12 protein-coding genes are annotated in these 15,356 nt (G+C 44.5%); 1 reads left to right on the top strand and 11 read right to left on the bottom strand.

Annotation, left to right across the window (positions count from 1 at the left end; all coding sequences use genetic code 11):
• Positions 1–6: 6 nt before the first annotated feature.
• The 7 genes from B9L23_RS02095 to B9L23_RS02065 form a co-directional block, all read right to left on the bottom strand.
• A complete protein-coding gene (locus tag B9L23_RS02095) occupies positions 7–798 on the bottom strand; it encodes an ABC transporter permease (RefSeq protein ID WP_089096797.1) in 792 nt (263 codons plus the stop codon).
• Positions 788–1,867 (bottom strand): ABC transporter ATP-binding protein, encoded by a 1,080-nt coding sequence (locus tag B9L23_RS02090; RefSeq protein ID WP_062755897.1) that lies wholly within the window; start codon positions 1,865–1,867, stop codon positions 788–790. Before B9L23_RS02090 ends, B9L23_RS02095 begins: the two co-directional genes overlap by 11 nt.
• A gap of 763 nt (positions 1,868–2,630) precedes the next feature.
• Entirely contained in the window at positions 2,631–3,668 is a 1,038-nt protein-coding gene (locus B9L23_RS02085) for a DmpA family aminopeptidase (protein ID WP_012749048.1), read from the bottom strand.
• A gap of 344 nt (positions 3,669–4,012) precedes the next feature.
• On the bottom strand, positions 4,013–5,290 hold the full coding sequence (locus B9L23_RS02080; protein WP_089096796.1) for a TIGR02679 family protein: 1,278 nt from the start codon (positions 5,288–5,290) through the stop codon (positions 4,013–4,015).
• Positions 5,287–9,417 (bottom strand): TIGR02680 family protein, encoded by a 4,131-nt coding sequence (locus B9L23_RS02075; RefSeq protein ID WP_089096795.1) that lies wholly within the window; start codon positions 9,415–9,417, stop codon positions 5,287–5,289. Before B9L23_RS02075 ends, B9L23_RS02080 begins: the two co-directional genes overlap by 4 nt.
• Entirely contained in the window at positions 9,407–10,573 is a 1,167-nt protein-coding gene (locus tag B9L23_RS02070) for a TIGR02678 family protein (RefSeq protein WP_089096794.1), read from the bottom strand. The genes B9L23_RS02075 and B9L23_RS02070 overlap by 11 nt, the downstream gene beginning before the upstream one ends.
• Positions 10,563–12,074, bottom strand: coding sequence for a TIGR02677 family protein (locus B9L23_RS02065; RefSeq protein WP_089096793.1), 1,512 nt, complete (start codon positions 12,072–12,074; stop codon positions 10,563–10,565). Before B9L23_RS02065 ends, B9L23_RS02070 begins: the two co-directional genes overlap by 11 nt.
• 144 nt (positions 12,075–12,218) lie before the next feature.
• On the opposite strand from B9L23_RS02065, the gene B9L23_RS02060 reads away from it, so the two are divergent.
• Entirely contained in the window at positions 12,219–12,659 is a 441-nt protein-coding gene (locus B9L23_RS02060) for a hypothetical protein (RefSeq protein ID WP_012749043.1), read from the top strand.
• A 263-nt stretch (positions 12,660–12,922) separates the two neighbouring features.
• Here B9L23_RS02060 and B9L23_RS02055 read toward each other — a convergent pair whose 3' ends face one another.
• The 4 genes from B9L23_RS02055 to B9L23_RS02040 all read right to left on the bottom strand — a co-directional run bounded on the left by B9L23_RS02055 (position 12,923) and on the right by B9L23_RS02040 (position 15,194).
• Positions 12,923–13,219, bottom strand: a complete 297-nt coding sequence (locus tag B9L23_RS02055; RefSeq protein ID WP_089096792.1) for a contact-dependent growth inhibition system immunity protein — start codon at positions 13,217–13,219, stop codon at positions 12,923–12,925.
• A 130-nt stretch (positions 13,220–13,349) separates the two neighbouring features.
• A complete protein-coding gene (locus tag B9L23_RS02050; protein WP_089096791.1) occupies positions 13,350–13,655 on the bottom strand; it encodes a barstar family protein in 306 nt (101 codons plus the stop codon).
• 13 nt (positions 13,656–13,668) lie between these two features.
• Positions 13,669–14,883 (bottom strand): pre-toxin TG domain-containing protein, encoded by a 1,215-nt coding sequence (locus B9L23_RS02045; RefSeq protein ID WP_089096790.1) that lies wholly within the window; start codon positions 14,881–14,883, stop codon positions 13,669–13,671.
• Complete coding sequence (locus B9L23_RS02040) at positions 14,880–15,194, bottom strand: DUF5082 domain-containing protein (protein WP_089096789.1); 315 nt, start codon at positions 15,192–15,194, stop codon at positions 14,880–14,882. The genes B9L23_RS02045 and B9L23_RS02040 overlap by 4 nt, the downstream gene beginning before the upstream one ends.
• Positions 15,195–15,356 lie beyond the last annotated feature (162 nt).

Here is a 15,356-nt window from a genome sequence, read left to right as displayed (position 1 = left end):
TCACCCTCACTTCCGATTTCCTGTCGCAATGACGACAATAGCCATCGCGATAATTAAAAACACCGCAATCGTCGAGCCCATGCCCCAGTTTTGTGTGACAAGAAAATGTTGTTCAATCGCCGTACCGAGCGTAATGACGCGGTTCCCTGCGATTAAACGCGTAATCATAAACAGCGATAACGACGGAATAAACACCGCTTGACATCCCGCTTTCACCCCATCTAACGTAAGCGGAAAAACGACGCGACGAAACGTCGTCCAAGCCGAAGCGCCAAGATCACGCGCTGCGTCAATGAGCGTTGGGTTCAGCTCCTCCAGCGAGTTGAAAATCGGCAGGATCATAAACGGGATAAAAATGTATACCGACACAAATACGAAACTAAAATCGGTGAATAAAATTTGCTTTGTGCCGATGCCGATCGTTTCCAAAATCGCATTCGCCAATCCGTACGTGCCAAAAATGCCGAGAAACGCGTACACTTTTAAAAGCAAATTCACCCACGTCGGCAAAATAATAAGCAAAAGCCAAAGTTGTTTATGTTTCGTTTTCGTCAGAAAATACGCGGTCGGATACGCGACAAGCAGCGAAAAAAGCGTGATCAAAAACGCGTACCAAACCGAACTGACCGCCATCTTTAAATAAATCGGCGTAAAAAACGTTTTATAATTGGAAAGCGACCAATTCCCGTCAATGTCAAAAAACGAATAATACAAAATCAATAAAATCGGCGCAACGACAAATAGCCCAATCCATATTACATATGGAAATAAGTAAACATTGCGTACACTATTTTTCATCGGATCTCTCACCATCATCTTCATCATCGCTAATGCGCATGACATGAATGTCCTCTGGGTCAAAATAAAGCCCGATTTCTTCCCCTACTTCCGCTTTTTTCGTCGAATGGACGAGCCATTCATTCCCATCTTCGTCATAGCAGCACAACTCGTAATGTACACCTCGGAACAATAGCGAATCAACGCGCACTTGGAGCTTTCCTTGATCTTTTGTCGTAATGTCCAAATCTTCCGGACGGATGACAATATCGACTGGCTCGTTCGGGCGAAATCCTTTGTCCACGCACGTAAACCGCTTCCCAGCGAATTCGACAAGGTAATCTTCAATCATCGTGCCTCGCAAGATGTTCGATTCACCGATAAAATCAGCGACAAACCGATTAATCGGCTCATCGTAAATGTCTTTCGGTGTGCCGCTTTGCTGGATTTTCCCCTTATTGAGCACGAAAATTTGGTCCGACATCGCCAGCGCCTCTTCTTGGTCATGTGTGACAAAAATAAACGTAATCCCTAAGCTTCGCTGCAGTTCGCGAAGCTCATATTGCATTTCCGTGCGCAGCTTTAAATCAAGCGCCGACAGCGGCTCATCAAGCAGAAGCACTTCTGGTTCGTTGACAATCGCGCGCGCAATCGCCACTCGCTGCCGCTGGCCTCCGGACATTTCTTGAATACTGCGATTCTCGTATCCTTCTAAATTCACAAACCGAAGCGCCTGCTTTACTTTTTCCTCAATTTCCGAGCGCTTTTTCTTTTTAATCCGCAACCCAAACGCCACGTTTTCAAACACGTTCAAATGCGGAAACAAAGCATAATCCTGAAACACCGTATTCACTTGCCGCTTATTCGCAGGTACATGATTTACCGGCTTTCCGTGAAAATAAATCGTTCCTTCCGTCGGCTCCGTAAACCCCGCGATCAAACGCAGAATCGTCGTCTTCCCGCATCCCGACGGCCCGAGCAAGGTATAAAACTTCCCGCGCTCAATCTCAAAACTGACATCATCGAGCACGACTAACCCATCGTATTCCTTCGTCACCCGCTCAAAGCGGATGATCGCCTCTTTCTCCATCAGCCCCCACTCCTTGCTTCGAATATATCCTCTGCCAATGAAATCAATCTCTTCCTAATTCCCATCAATCACTATTAGAACATGCACACAATAAAAGTGCAATAAAAAAACTCGTTTCTCCACTAGCATTATGCTAGAGAAAAACGAGAATGCGCCTATCGGTTAGAACGTGATATTGACATGGTGCAGGGAAAGCTGCCGGAACACTACGCAATTACTCGTAGGTGCGATAAAAATAAATAGTTACCAATTCATTATATCACGTTGGAACGCTGGTTCAATTTCATAATTACGATAAAAACAATAATAGAACCTTTTTTAGCTTGGTTTTCATTTCTCATAGGTAAGATAAAAACCCTTTCGCTTCAATCCCCATTTGGCGAAGCGTATACAAAGTTTCAATTCCTCATAGGTAAGATAAAAACGATAGCGGCTGAAAATACTTTTTTGGGTCTACAAGGTTTCAATTCCTCATAGGTAAGATAAAAACCCAAAAAATCATTGATAAATCAACATTTTTCAAAATAGGTTAAGTCCAGTATAAAACATTTATAAAATTGCGTCAATAGAGTGAATCCTTGATGCCTGTAAGCAGGAGGGCGAAAAATAAAGTGTCGTCGATCCCCCGCACTTTTTGCATGATTGGAGGTCGACGGCAACAAAAACAGACGTGGTGATTAACTAAACTAATAAAGACTAATTTCGATTTGTTCACCGGCCAACATGCCGATGTTGCCGATTCGTCTAGACATACCCTTTGTTGTCATTGAAAAAGGTCATACGGAATAGCCTCGCCAATTCGCCCGTTCCGTCCGGTTGTCGTCTCTGCCATTGTCAACGAATTTAAGATGGCTTCCTCCGTTGACTCGATGGCTGCTTGAAACAGCTCATTCATCAATGGATCATCATCGCGAATGAGCGGCGGAAGTTGATAATAAGATGACTCAGAAAAGTGGGGGATAGTGTATCCGTTCGAAAATGCGATGATGATATCTCCGCTTCCATGGTGAATATGGCTTCCTGTTCGAGCGAGCCCGAAGGCTGCACGTTTTGCCAGCCGCTTCAATTGACGAGAGCTCAAAGGAGCGTTGGTTGCGACAATAATCATAATAGAACCATTCGGAATTTCTGTTTCATCAAATGATGGTTTTCGATACTGTGCAATGCACAACTCTTCCCTTTTGCCAAAATTGCTAAGAACCAATGCGCCAACGGTGTAAATCCCTCCATGGATGATTCGCGAAGAACTGCCAATTCCCCCTTTATAGCCGAAACACATCGTACCAGTGCCTGCGCCCACCGCACCCTCTTCGACATCAAAAACAGCCTGCTCTATCGCTAGTTTTGCATGTTCTTTTTCGATGACAGGAAAATGAACCGTGTTTAGATAGCTGTCATTGCATTCACCTACTACGATATTCACTGAACTAGTCGTATCCCCTATTTCTTGATTTTGTTCCATTAAATATTCCAATGTTCCTTGCCAGACTGTGCCCACACTGAACGTATTCGTAAGCATAATCGGTGATTCCATAACCCCTAACTCTTCCACTTGCACTAATCCCGCTGTTTTCCCAAATCCATTTAAAACAAAACACGAAGCAGGCACCTTTTGCAAAAAAATATTGCCTCCATGAGGAAGAATAGCCGTAACTCCTGTTCGAATGACCGTCTTTTCATCCAACTCTTTCTTTAATGTTACATGTCCTACCTTAACTCCAGGAACATCAGTGATCTGATTATGCTTTCCCGTTTCCAGCGATCCAATTTCAATGCCTAATTCCCGAATCTTTTTTCTCATCCTTTTATTCCTCCTGTTGGTTTCAAGGAACAACCAGTATCCATTTCATTTTCCATAATACCCCTGATATCTGTTTTCGTCGAGGTCAGCTGAAACCCTTGCGTGCAACTATTCTTTATAAGAAAATATTGATGGATGTAAGCAAGAGGGAGAAAAAGAAACTGTCGTCGATCCCCCGCACTTTTTGCACGATTGGAGGTCGACGACATTTTTCACCACGAATGATAGTTTATATATACGATCGCATATCGTTATCCGTCTGTATTATAGGTTACTAAACATCCTAAAAGCTATATCCCATTTTTGATGCCTGTAAACTTTCTTTGCAAAGAAAGACGGAGTGATTAACTTAACTCCGCCTTTTCCTTCTCTATATCTTTCCGAAGCACCGGCAAAATCGCCTCCTGATACCCCGCTTTCTTGCACCGCTCGATCTCCTGCTTTACTGGCTGCAGTTTGAGAGAGGAAACCGATTGGAGCTTAGCCAGCCGCTCCTCAGAAAGCGACACACTCGGCATCGAGGCAAAGTAGTCCTCACGCGTGAAATGCCAAAGGGAAAGATTCTCGCCGTATCGCCCGGCAAGCCGATCGGCCATTTTCAGACCTTCTGGATCAAAGTCGCCCGAATAATAAAGATGAGCGCCCGACTCCACAAGCAAGTCAAGAAGCAATAGCGTCGCCAAATTGAGTTGGCCGTTTGTGCTGACAAGCGGCATCGCTTCGTCTAGCAGTTCAGAAAAAACGCCGGCGTTTTCTACGACAAAGACGGCATTTCCTTTCGCTGGATACGCGCGGGTTAGTGCCACTATCTCCCTCAGCGGCACATTCAGCGCCATATTCGTTTCACAAGCGGCGGAAAATACGGGATGAATGCCCTCTTTCGTTTCTGCCAAAATTCCCGCGCACGTCACGAAATTGAGGATGTCTTCGCGCAATATGCCGAACGATTGCAATAGTTCATTGACTTCTTCTACAGACGAAAGCTGATATTTTTTTCGAGAGTAAAATTCCAGCGCGGATAGCAGCAGTTTTCCTTGAAACGTGTGCAAATCAAACGCGTGCGGGTCTCCGGTTACTTTTTGCGCGAATAGCGGCAGGCGTTCGTACGTTCCTTGCTTCGGAAGCTGGCGAAGCGCTTCGCAAACTGTGCAAATGGAAGCATACAGCTCCTCGCGCTGCTGGGCGTACGCCTGATGAAGCAGGCGGTATTCGTTCGGGTGCTCCAGCGCTGCCGTAAGCCATTCCGCTCCACTAGGACAAGCGGCGATCAGACGCTGGAAAAACGCCGCTTTTTCTTGTTGTTCCGCTTCACGCCTTTCTTTGTTTGCGACGAGCGGTTCTCCAAAATAATGGACTAACAGCTCTTCCAGTGAAACACCTGCAAATCTTGTCTTATCCAGTTGTTTGGCAAACGCCTGTAGCGAAACGAGCGTCATTTCCTTCCCAAAAAACGCCGCGATTGCTTCTTTTTCTTCTTTCGTAAAAGAAGCGAGAGAAATCGTGCCGCCAATGCGGCCGAGCGATTCGTACTTCTTTTTCATTTCGCAAAAAAGGCGGTGAAATCCAGCTTCACCGTGAAAAAATTGCGCCGCTTCCGCCGCTAGTTCCGGCAATGATTTCATTGTTTCACCACCATTTCTTGTTCGTCCCAATCTGTCACAAGCCGCTTCATCGTTCCGTTCCAATAATAGCGGATCACGGTGACGTGCGAAGCGTTTTTCGGGCGCACAAGCTCGCAAATCGAAAGAGCCGGCACGGTGTCGTAATCTCCCCAAAGCGCCTGTGAGTTCATAATATAGTTGAACCCGAGCGATTCAACAAGATCGAACATATCGCGAATATTATTTTCATCCACACCGGCGAACGCTTCATCAAGGGAAATGATGTATGGCGCCTCCTCACTTGCTTCTTGATAGCGGGCATACGCGGCCGCAAAGAGCGGAATGTACATCGCCATCGCTTTTTCTCCGCCGCTAAACTGATAAAATCGCTGGTTCGTTAATTCCCGTTTTGGCTCATTTGTTTTTTGATAATAGAGAGTAAACGTAAACCATTTCCGGTAATCGAGCACTTCTTTAATGACTTGATGGAGCGTGTTTCCTTGCCCTTTCTCCTCTAACATTTCACGGGCGCGGTTAATTTTGGACCGGAAGTGCATCGTGACCCGCTGCAAATCTTCTTCTTTTAACAATCGCGAATTCATCCGCAACAATTCAACAAGCTCTTTCGTATCCATTTCTTCTTCTGTTTCCGCTGTTTTCGGTTTCCATTGAATGGACAACAATAATCCGGAAGAAGCATCTCGCTGTTGCATGAGCGCGTTCATGTCTTTCACCCAGCGTTCGGCACGCTGAATGCGGCTGCGCAAAATACGTCCGACCGTTTTTAAAATAATATCTTCGTACAACTCGCGGTCTTGTTCATTAATGTATTCCCGCTGAAGGAGAATGTCTTTTTCCATTTCCTTTAATAAATAGAACGGAGTGACGCGCTGTCCTTTGTAATCAAGCAAAAGAATGATCCGATCCCGTTTTTCTTTCCAATCGCTCACCTTTAACTCCATTTCTTCGTCCAAATCGATACCAGCAAACGGATTTTCCTCTTCTAATGCGACAGGTTCTTGAGATAGGCGGTATTCCACTAAATTCGCGCTTTCTTGGAAGAATACGCTATTCAATTTAGCAATCACGGATGAACGCGTTTGTTCTTTTCCGATTGATCCGTAGCGGCGAACAACATCTTTTGCTTGTTCATGCGGATCTACATTCTCCGCTACTTCGACAAGACCGTGTTCCGCTTCTGCGATAAACGATCGCTTCCATACTGCTGCAAGCGTGCTAGCAAATTGAAGTTTTCGCTCTAACTCTTCTAGTTGACGGTGAGTGGATTTGATCGTTTGTTCGATGTGAGCTTGTTCGTTTATCTTTTCCGGCAACGCCTTGTTTACCCATTCCAGGCGATCGCGCACACGGGAGATTTCCGCGCGAATGTCATCCGCTCCCATCTGTTTTAACATTTGTTCCATATGTTGTATTTCTAAAAGGAGGCGTTGTTGCTCGCTGGCTAATGTATTGATTTCGCCTTTTGCTTCATCGATTTCCGCTTGGACGGTTTCAAGCTGGTCTTGATGATAGCGGCTGACTTGCAATTGATGGAGAAACGAACGGTGTTCCAGCACCAATTCCGTTAAATGGCCCGTATACAATTTCATCCATCGCCGCGCCTCTTCGTACCGCTCTTTTGTAAATTCAAGATCGAGTCCTTCCGCTTTTTCGCGAAGCGTTTGTTTTACTTGTTGCCAGTCGCGGGCGATGCTATTCAATTTTTCGCTTTTTCGTTCCACTTCTTGTTGTTTGCTTGTGATGGCGCGTTTTGTACGGTCCCATTCGTCAAAGGCCGCGCGAACATCGCGGTCAGACGGGAACGTTTGAAACGCTTCATGGATGGAGGCAATTGTTGCTTCCACATGCGCAAGCTGTTCCTTTTTTTGCTGAAGAAGTTCATCTAGTTGTTGAAGCTTTTCCTCGATTTGCGCGATTTGGGAAAGGCGCCACCGCTTGCGGGCGTTGCGGCCGATAAAGATCGCTTGTTCTCGTTTCGGCGCATGGCCTTGAAGGAGCCCGAACGAATATCGGCCCGATTCGTTAATGGTAAAGTATCCTTCTTGTGTTTCATCGGAAATTAGAATGCTGCGAAGAACAGATTCAATGCGATCGGCGGAAACACCGAGATCTTCATCCACATCAGGACGCAAATATTCGGCAAGCGTATGCGCCATTTCCACAGGATTTGGCTTGAGAATACGGTCATGGACGATGGAAACGTCTGTTTCGGTCACTAATGCGTCCAATAACCCTGCATGGTATAAAGATGACTCGATTCGTTCGCGCAATGATTCCGGCACATGGTCGTAAAACTCGACGCTTGCATAAAACGGCACGTAAGCAACCCCTTGTGCTTGCAAAGCCGCGCGCGCTTGTGCGGTTTGTTCGTCATGCTTTAATTCAGGGTCTTTTTGTTCTTTCCAGCGACGCAGTTCTTCTTCTGTTTCCGCAATTTCTCGTTTTACTAACTCGATTTCGTGCTCCCATTTCACTTTTTCCGCTTTTTTCTGATCCAACGCTTCATAATATCGGTCGGCAAACGGTTTTTTTACATCTTCAAAATGATAACGTTCATATAGCTCGTTTAAATAACGCAAAAATGATTGGATTGTTTCTTCATCGACAGGAATATCAGGGTGTGCTTCTTTCCAAGCAAACACTGCTTCTTGCAGACGCGATTTTTCCATTTCCAATAGCTCATGCCATTTTTTCGCGTCATTATGAAGATCATCTAGTAAACGTTGGTGTTCTCCAAGCTCATGGTATGCGTCTTCATATCGGCGCTTGAGGTCATCATGGCTCGTCCAAAGCGACAATATTTCCTCTAACCGTTTCTCATGCGCTTCCGTTTCTTTCCGCCAAAGCGTAAAGTCAAACGGCTCGTTTCGATGCCGCTGAAAGTCTTCTTCATTTAGTTCGTGTGCCGCAAATGCACTTTCAAGCGCGGCATAGCGCAATTCTTCCAGTTGTTCGTCGATTTTCTGTCCTGATTGATGAAGTTGATCTAAGTTGTCATCGATTTCTTGCTTCAGCTTTCGTTCTTGTTGTTGTTTATCATCAAGATAACGTTCTCTTTTTACTATTTGATCTTGCACGTTCGAAAGACGCTGTTTCTTTTCCCGATATTTTTCTTCTGCCTGAACCACTTCGTGGCTCGCTAAATCTAACTCCCGTTTGCGAAGCGCCGCTTGCTCATTTTGTAAGTCTTGAATTTCCGTTGCCAGCTCTTCTTTTCGTGCTGCATACCGCTCTTGATCGCGGAGGCACTGCTCGCGCTCTTCCGTTAATTTTTCCTCTTGTTTTGCTGCTTTGAGCCATTCGTTCGCTTTTTCCCATATCATATATTCGTTATATTGCTGATAGTGCTGGCAGAGTCGACGCAGCGACGCTTCATCCCGTTCCAACTGTTCCAGCTGCTGCTTTGCTTGGTCCATGTTTTCAATCGTTTCCGATAAATGTCGCAATTCGTCATCCGTCAACGCCGGCAGCGAGCTTTCGAGAATTTCGTAAATGACCGTCGGCTTGAAATCTTTCGATAATTTCGGACTGCGAAGCTGAATCAAAAGCTCGATCAATTCTTGAAACGCTTCGAGCGATTCGAAACGGAAAATATATTTATTGACAAGCTCCATATACTCTTTTTGCGTATCGACAACCGTTCCGCCGTCGCCAAGCACCGTGATTAATTCTCGTTTTGTCAGCGGGATTTTTTCGCCCGTTTTTTCCTTTTTGTACAATGTAATATCTTTACCGATGCGGCGGTTGTCAAAAATGACAAATCCCCAAAAATCCATGCCTTTCTGGCGTTTCGCCCTTAAACCGATTCCGGTTGTGATATAATGGTCGCTATGTTTTCGTTTATATTCCAAAAATAAATAGCCTGTCCGTTCATCACGATCAACTAATTCCTTTTCCCCAAGCAAATAATCTTCCATGCGGCGCGCCCGTGACCCAAACGGATCAAGGCGGTCAGGGGTTTTCTTTCCGTCAAGCAAAACAGGAATCAAGCTTTGCATCGTCACTGATTTTCCCGAACCGTTGCTGCCGCGGAGAAACAGCCTGCCGTCCGCAAAATGGAAATATTCTTCATCGTAATACCAAAAGTTTAATAATCCCGCGCGATGGGGCACCCATTTATTCGTCATCATCATCCATTCCTTTCTTCATAAAATCGGGAGGATAATGGCCAACTATCCTTCCGAGCAGTGGATATAACATGATCATTCCCGTTTCTTTTTCCACATCCGCCATTTTCCACTGTTTTAATTCCTCCAACAGCGCCGATGTTAACTGCGCTGGAGTCATATCGCGATACGTTTTTCCCCATCCTTCTCCATAGCGCTCCTTGCATATTGTAAGCAGCCGCTGAAAATCCGCTTGTGTCATTCTGATTTTCCCGTATTCGTCTGGTGGATAATCTAGAAGATGTTCACGAACAACAGAAGCGAAATGAAGAATAATATCCGACGTTCCTTTTTGGTCGGGAAACAGTGTATATACGTTTTCTCGTTCTGGAAGCGTTAACAACGCGGCGTTTTTATACAGTTCGTAGCGAAAATCGCTATGTGCTTCAATATCTTCGCGCAATCGATGGCGAAAGTTGCGCAAGTAATAAAAGTCAGGATCATCTTTTTGTTGTCGATAAACAACTGGAGATAAAAACAGTTGCCGATAAATGCGGTGGCGCCGATAATCTTGCGGAGCGGTTTTCCACTCTTCTTCTAACAATTCTTCCATTGTTTTGTACTGCGTCAAATCTTTCGGATAGGAACGCATAAAATAACGAGAAAGCACGGGGACTTCATATAGCGCTTCATGGTCTTCCCGCTGGGCAAATCCTTCGATTTCTCCGTCCACACGCTTTACGACCCTAAGTTCTTCAGCGGTTTTTAATACACGGACCAGCGCGCGCCGCTGCTGGTAGTTTGTCCAATCAAGCGGAACGTCCCCTGGATACATCGCTTTTATTTCCTCACAGACATCCGACAGCAAAAATTTTTCTTCCACTTCCTTTCCTTCTAAATATGCCATCAAACAACAAAACAGCGCATAATCGAGCGGTTCTTGAAATGATTCAATTCCCATCCATGCCTCAGGTTCCGCCGGTATTTTTTCAAGTTTAGCAAAATAACGGTGAACAATGAGGCGATAACCGAATTTTTCTTGCACATAACGTTTTACGATATTTTCTCGTTCGCGAATCAGCTGAAACAATTCCGGGTCACGCTCGCGGGTAATCCAAAAGTTTTCCAGTAACACTTTTAGTGCTATTTTCGCCTTTTCATCAAAATCACGCTCCACTCACTAGCTCCTCCCTACTCTCAAGAAAATGAATTTCGTAATTCGGCATGATCATCGTTCCGTCTTCCGCGTGTAATTCAATAAATGAATCGTCTTTTTTGACAATTTTCACCTTCCAGCCAATTTCCGTTTTCACGACTCGATCTTCGCGCGTCATCGCTTTCGCAATCCAGCTTAATAACGTTTTGCGAACATGGGGAGCGACAACCGGCAACTCGCGTAAAATAATTTTGCCGTCTTGAACCAACTGTTTGAGCTCTTCTTCTTCACGCTGTTTTTGCTGTAAAAACTCCACCATTGTTTGTTTCTTTTTATTTTCATTGTCTACGATTGCCTGCGGCTTTTTCTTTTCCTGGTAATGGCGGACGCGCGGCTTCACCGTCCATTCGCTTGGTGCTTCTTCCCAAATGTCGCGATACATATCTTCGGTCGCATCATTGTCCGTCACCAAATGTTTTGTGTGAAAACAGCCAAACACAACTGATGACAATTTATGCGCATCTTCTAGCGAATCGAGTTTAGAAAACCATTGTGCCAAATATAAATAATCTTTTTTTCGGCTGCGAAAATGATGGTGCCGCTCGCCAAGCCGCTGCACAACCCTTGTAATACGGCGGATTGCCTCGTTCGTTTGTTTCTGCAAAAACGCCAGTTCGCTTTCGTGACCGTTCCGGCCTAAAAACCATTCTTTTAAGCTGCGCCACGTTTCCATCCGTTCTTCCACCATCTGCTCTCTTGTAAGCGAAAGATCTTCCCAACGCGGAATCGTCATTTGATAGTCTACGACATGATGAACAAACTGACGCACTTCTTCTTCCTGCAAGTCTTCGAGCAGCTTTTCAATCTGCATCGATGTTTTTTGCAACGCGAGGATAAAATCCCGTAAATATGTCGTGAACTTTTCCTTATATACGAGAAACGCCTCTGACATCATTTGCTCTTCCATGTTTTCGCTGTTTAAATAAGCGATATAGTCGGCGGAATTTTGGATGATTTTTTTGAAATAGTCAAATGTTTCTTCCCATACTTGGTTCATCTCATCTCGTTTTTCCGCAAATCCATTTTTGATAATTGTTTCAATGCGGACAAGCGAAGTATACAGGCGGTCAAATCGTGTTTTTTCCAATGACCCGCCAAACGAATCGCCAAGCTGCTCGAGCGTACGGATCATGCGCTCGATTTCGACCGTATACGGGCTGCATTGATAGCGAAAACGCTTCTTTTTAAACTCCTCGATCGTGCGAATATGTGTTGTTTCTTGTCTCGCAATCAAGTTTTTCCATTTGACGAGTTGATCTAAGTCTTGCTGCAGATCGTCTTCTGTATAATCCCGAAATTCATCGTGCTGTTTTAAAAACGCATACACTTCTTCTGGAAACAAATATTGCCGCATCCGTTCGTGCTGTGTGTAAAAATAGCGCAAAATCGCGCGATAGCGATACGCATTGTCCACCGCTAAATACTTTACCTCCGAAATCGGCTTTAGCCAGGAAGCATCCATGTCCATTCTCCTTATCGTTCTTCAGATCATCTATTTCCATTGTAATAAATGTCGAACAATTACTCCACTAAAAATCTATTCCATTCGACATGGCGTTTGTCGGAATGTTTAATGTATAATGAAGGATATAAAGGAGGTGAGTACATGGTAGAGGCGCTGCTGCAAGAAATTCTCCAAGAGGTCAAACTCACGCGCAACGATATCCAAACGTTAAGCAATCGTGTCGACAAATTGGAAAAGCGGATGAGCCGTGTCGAAGAGAGAGTGGCTACCTTGGAAAAAGACATGGCCAGCGTGAAGGAGCGTTTAGCAAACGTCGAAAGCACCGTTATTGTTCTTGATGAAAAAATCACCGAAACAAAAGCGATCAGCGAAGCCGTCCGCCATGGCCAAGAAGTCCTCACTGCAAAATATGACGCACTCTCACTTGACGTCCACGAATTGAAAGGAAAAGTCACTCACCTCACCAACGTGCTCGAAGACAAAGTCCTGCCTCTCCTCCATGACCATGAATCCGGCATGCAAGTTCTCAACAACCGCGTTTTTAAAGTCGAAAGCACGCTGCAACGGTTAGTCAGCCCGTAAACATTGTAAGCGGTATGACGCTTTTAGGCGCCATACCGCTTTATTTTTACATATGCATATATGAGAATGTGCATCAATCTTTAGTTTGACTTGATTGTTGTCATGATAACTTCTCTATTTTTGGGTTCAGGGGATTTCCCTTCTCATTCATAAAAAGAATCGTCTGTGTAGTGTATAGGTTGTTGCTTTCGCGGTTTATTCGTCACTTCCCTCTTAGTAAAAAAGAAACCTTGAAAAGTCAAGGTACTCAAAATTTTATAGTCCTATTTTGTTTTTACAGCTTCTTTTAATTGTCCAATTACGTTTTCCAACCATTCTAAAGGTGTTAATCCCATAGCAGGAAAATAAATTTCTGCATAGGATTTAATGAAGTCTTCTTTCTCTTTTTCGGTTGTATTTGTTCTCATAAAAACCAGTAGACTTTCTAAGGTAAACTCTAAACATTCCTTTGTGTTTTCAACTATAAAATCAGCTAATGCTTGTTCTGGTGACCCCATATCTTGATGAAAAGTTCCAGCTAAAAAGTCAGCTACTTCCTCAAAAGCCTGATGATCATTCATTGATATTTCTCCTTTATTTGGTTGGATAACCTGTCAGAATAAAGTTACCCTTTCCGTCTTTTTTAAGCATGATTTTTGCGTTAAATAGAAAAACTTTGAAAGGCTTATGGCCAATCAAGGTTTTAGCTTATTATTTATAAACTACTTTACATTTCCAAAGAGGATATTGTTCGTTAAAGTCTTTGAAGATATTAATCAGGATTTGAGCGTCTTTCGGCAGTTTCTGTTCAATATGGTTCCATCCTTCAAAAATTAACGTTTCAGGTAATTCAACAAGCCCAGTAATTGCATCCCAGAATGCGTCCCAATTCATTCCATAAAAATCCGGTAACTCGAGTTCTTTTTTTAACAGAGAATGGAGTTCCATAGAATCTTGAATAGTACTCACGTCTAACGTAACCTGTTTTCTTCTCGATTCATTCTCCAGTGAATTCATTATCTTCCACCCTTTACTTATAAGTTCCAATAAAATGAACTGTTTTATAATGGTCAGTTGTAATATACATTAACCCATCATTAGAATAAAGTAATCTTGTTCCCGGTTGTTTACTTCTGGACATAGTATTACTTAAACCTACATCTGCTTCATACCACACTCTGCCCGGAGCATTCGGTAAAACATTGGATGTGTTTTTGAATACATCTCCACCAATCTGTCCACCCGGTACGTAGTTGTTAAGTGCTTTTCCAGGTGCCCAACCTTTTTGCATTGCAACCGTCTTACTAACATAATTTGAAGGTAATCTACCTGTCTGTCTTAAACTATCGACTAGAGGATTAGCTAACTCTGTCGCTTTAAGGACTTCCTTGTACTTGGCGTATAATGCGATGTTGTCGGCTCCAGTTTTACCCGTACCCTTATAATATACAACACCACCCGTTCCTTTCCCAATCACTCCATCTCCGGCTTGACTCATCGAAAAGCGCACGGAGCTGGCGGAGTCTTCGGCGGTCTCCTTCATCCATCCCCTTGGCACCGGCCCAACTCCGGCGAGGACAAGCTGCCATTGGGCAGATCGAACGCTGTCAAGAAGGTCGTCCCATTGCTTCTTGAACGAGTAGATCGTATTGCTAATCGGCGCTTTTACCACTTGGAGGTACACCGCTTGAAGGGCAGGTACGATTTTATCATAGCGGAGAACATGTTTCGTTTGCGAGATCAATTTAGAAACATCGGCTACTGTTCCGGCGGCTTTTGCTCCTTTGATCCCTGCTTTGCCAGCGATTCCTATCCCTTTGATCAGAGGAATAAAAGAAGCTAATAGCATTCCTCCCGCAAGCAGGCGGTCCCATTCGGATATCCGTTCTCCAGTAATTGGATCGTATTCTCCAAACAATCGCTGCAAGTCATACCAGCCAAGAAGCTCTAAGCCGAATTCTTTCATGTTCTCGGCAAGCGTTTGGTCTGCCTGGCGCATTGCCGCGGCCGTCCGATACAGCAGTTCCTCGGCTTCATTCAGCTTTTCTTCATAGCGGCGGAGCCAATGAATCAGCTCGTCTTTAAGCTTATGGATGGCGGCAGAGCCGATTCCGGGAATCTGCACGGCTAAAGAAGGAAGTGTCCAAGAAAGAGATTCCTGCACACGCTGGCAAGCGTCTTCTGCATCGGGAACATGCTTCGCTACCGTTTCCAGCTCCTCTGGTTTGACTCGAATCGTCGTCATTGCCGTTCCTCTATCTTTTGGCGAATCTGGGCGATTTCCCTGCTTATTTCATGAAAAAGATCGTCTGCGGCCGCATAAATCCATGCCTCGATTTGCCGCAAGTCCCCGTATATCGACTCATACGCTGCCCTCGATTCTCCCTGCCAATGCGGAACATACTCGTCATTTGCGCGATAAAAGGCACGAGTGCCATCTTGAAATTCCTCGATCGCTTCTTCGACCTGCCCTTGATAGGACTCGAGGCAATCGATCATCGTCTCATAGGCCTTGCGTTTCAATTCTTTTTCTATCGATTCCAATAAAGACGACACCTTGATTTCCTCCCCCCATTTACACGCTATTTAAATGGTAGCACAAGGAAAATAAGGATATATCATGATATATTCCTGTTTTTCCAGATGACGATAAGGACTTTTTTCTTATCTATCATTCTGACATGCTAAACATATTAAAGCTCTTTCGAAAATAATCTG

It is taken from the genome of Parageobacillus galactosidasius (assembly GCF_002217735.1).
Lineage (GTDB): Bacteria > Bacillota > Bacilli > Bacillales > Anoxybacillaceae > Parageobacillus_B > Parageobacillus_B toebii.
Note: the sequence above shows the minus strand (reverse complement) of the source record. Positions and strands in the feature narration are given on the sequence as shown.

Coding starts and splice junctions, on each gene's coding strand:
- B9L23_RS02045 (WP_089096790.1), bottom strand. CDS start 14,883: ATGACGACGATTCGAGTCAAACCAGAGGAGCTGGAAACGGTAGCGAAG.
- B9L23_RS02050 (WP_089096791.1), bottom strand. CDS start 13,655: ATGAATTCACTGGAGAATGAATCGAGAAGAAAACAGGTTACGTTAGAC.
- B9L23_RS02065 (WP_089096793.1), bottom strand. CDS start 12,074: ATGGATGCTTCCTGGCTAAAGCCGATTTCGGAGGTAAAGTATTTAGCG.
- B9L23_RS02075 (WP_089096795.1), bottom strand. CDS start 9,417: ATGACGAATAAATGGGTGCCCCATCGCGCGGGATTATTAAACTTTTGG.
- B9L23_RS02090 (WP_062755897.1), bottom strand. CDS start 1,867: ATGGAGAAAGAGGCGATCATCCGCTTTGAGCGGGTGACGAAGGAATAC.
- B9L23_RS02085 (WP_012749048.1), bottom strand. CDS start 3,668: ATGAGAAAAAAGATTCGGGAATTAGGCATTGAAATTGGATCGCTGGAA.
- B9L23_RS02060 (WP_012749043.1), top strand. CDS start 12,219: ATGGTAGAGGCGCTGCTGCAAGAAATTCTCCAAGAGGTCAAACTCACG.
- B9L23_RS02080 (WP_089096796.1), bottom strand. CDS start 5,290: ATGAAATCATTGCCGGAACTAGCGGCGGAAGCGGCGCAATTTTTTCAC.
- B9L23_RS02055 (WP_089096792.1), bottom strand. CDS start 13,219: ATGAATGATCATCAGGCTTTTGAGGAAGTAGCTGACTTTTTAGCTGGA.
- B9L23_RS02095 (WP_089096797.1), bottom strand. CDS start 798: ATGAAAAATAGTGTACGCAATGTTTACTTATTTCCATATGTAATATGG.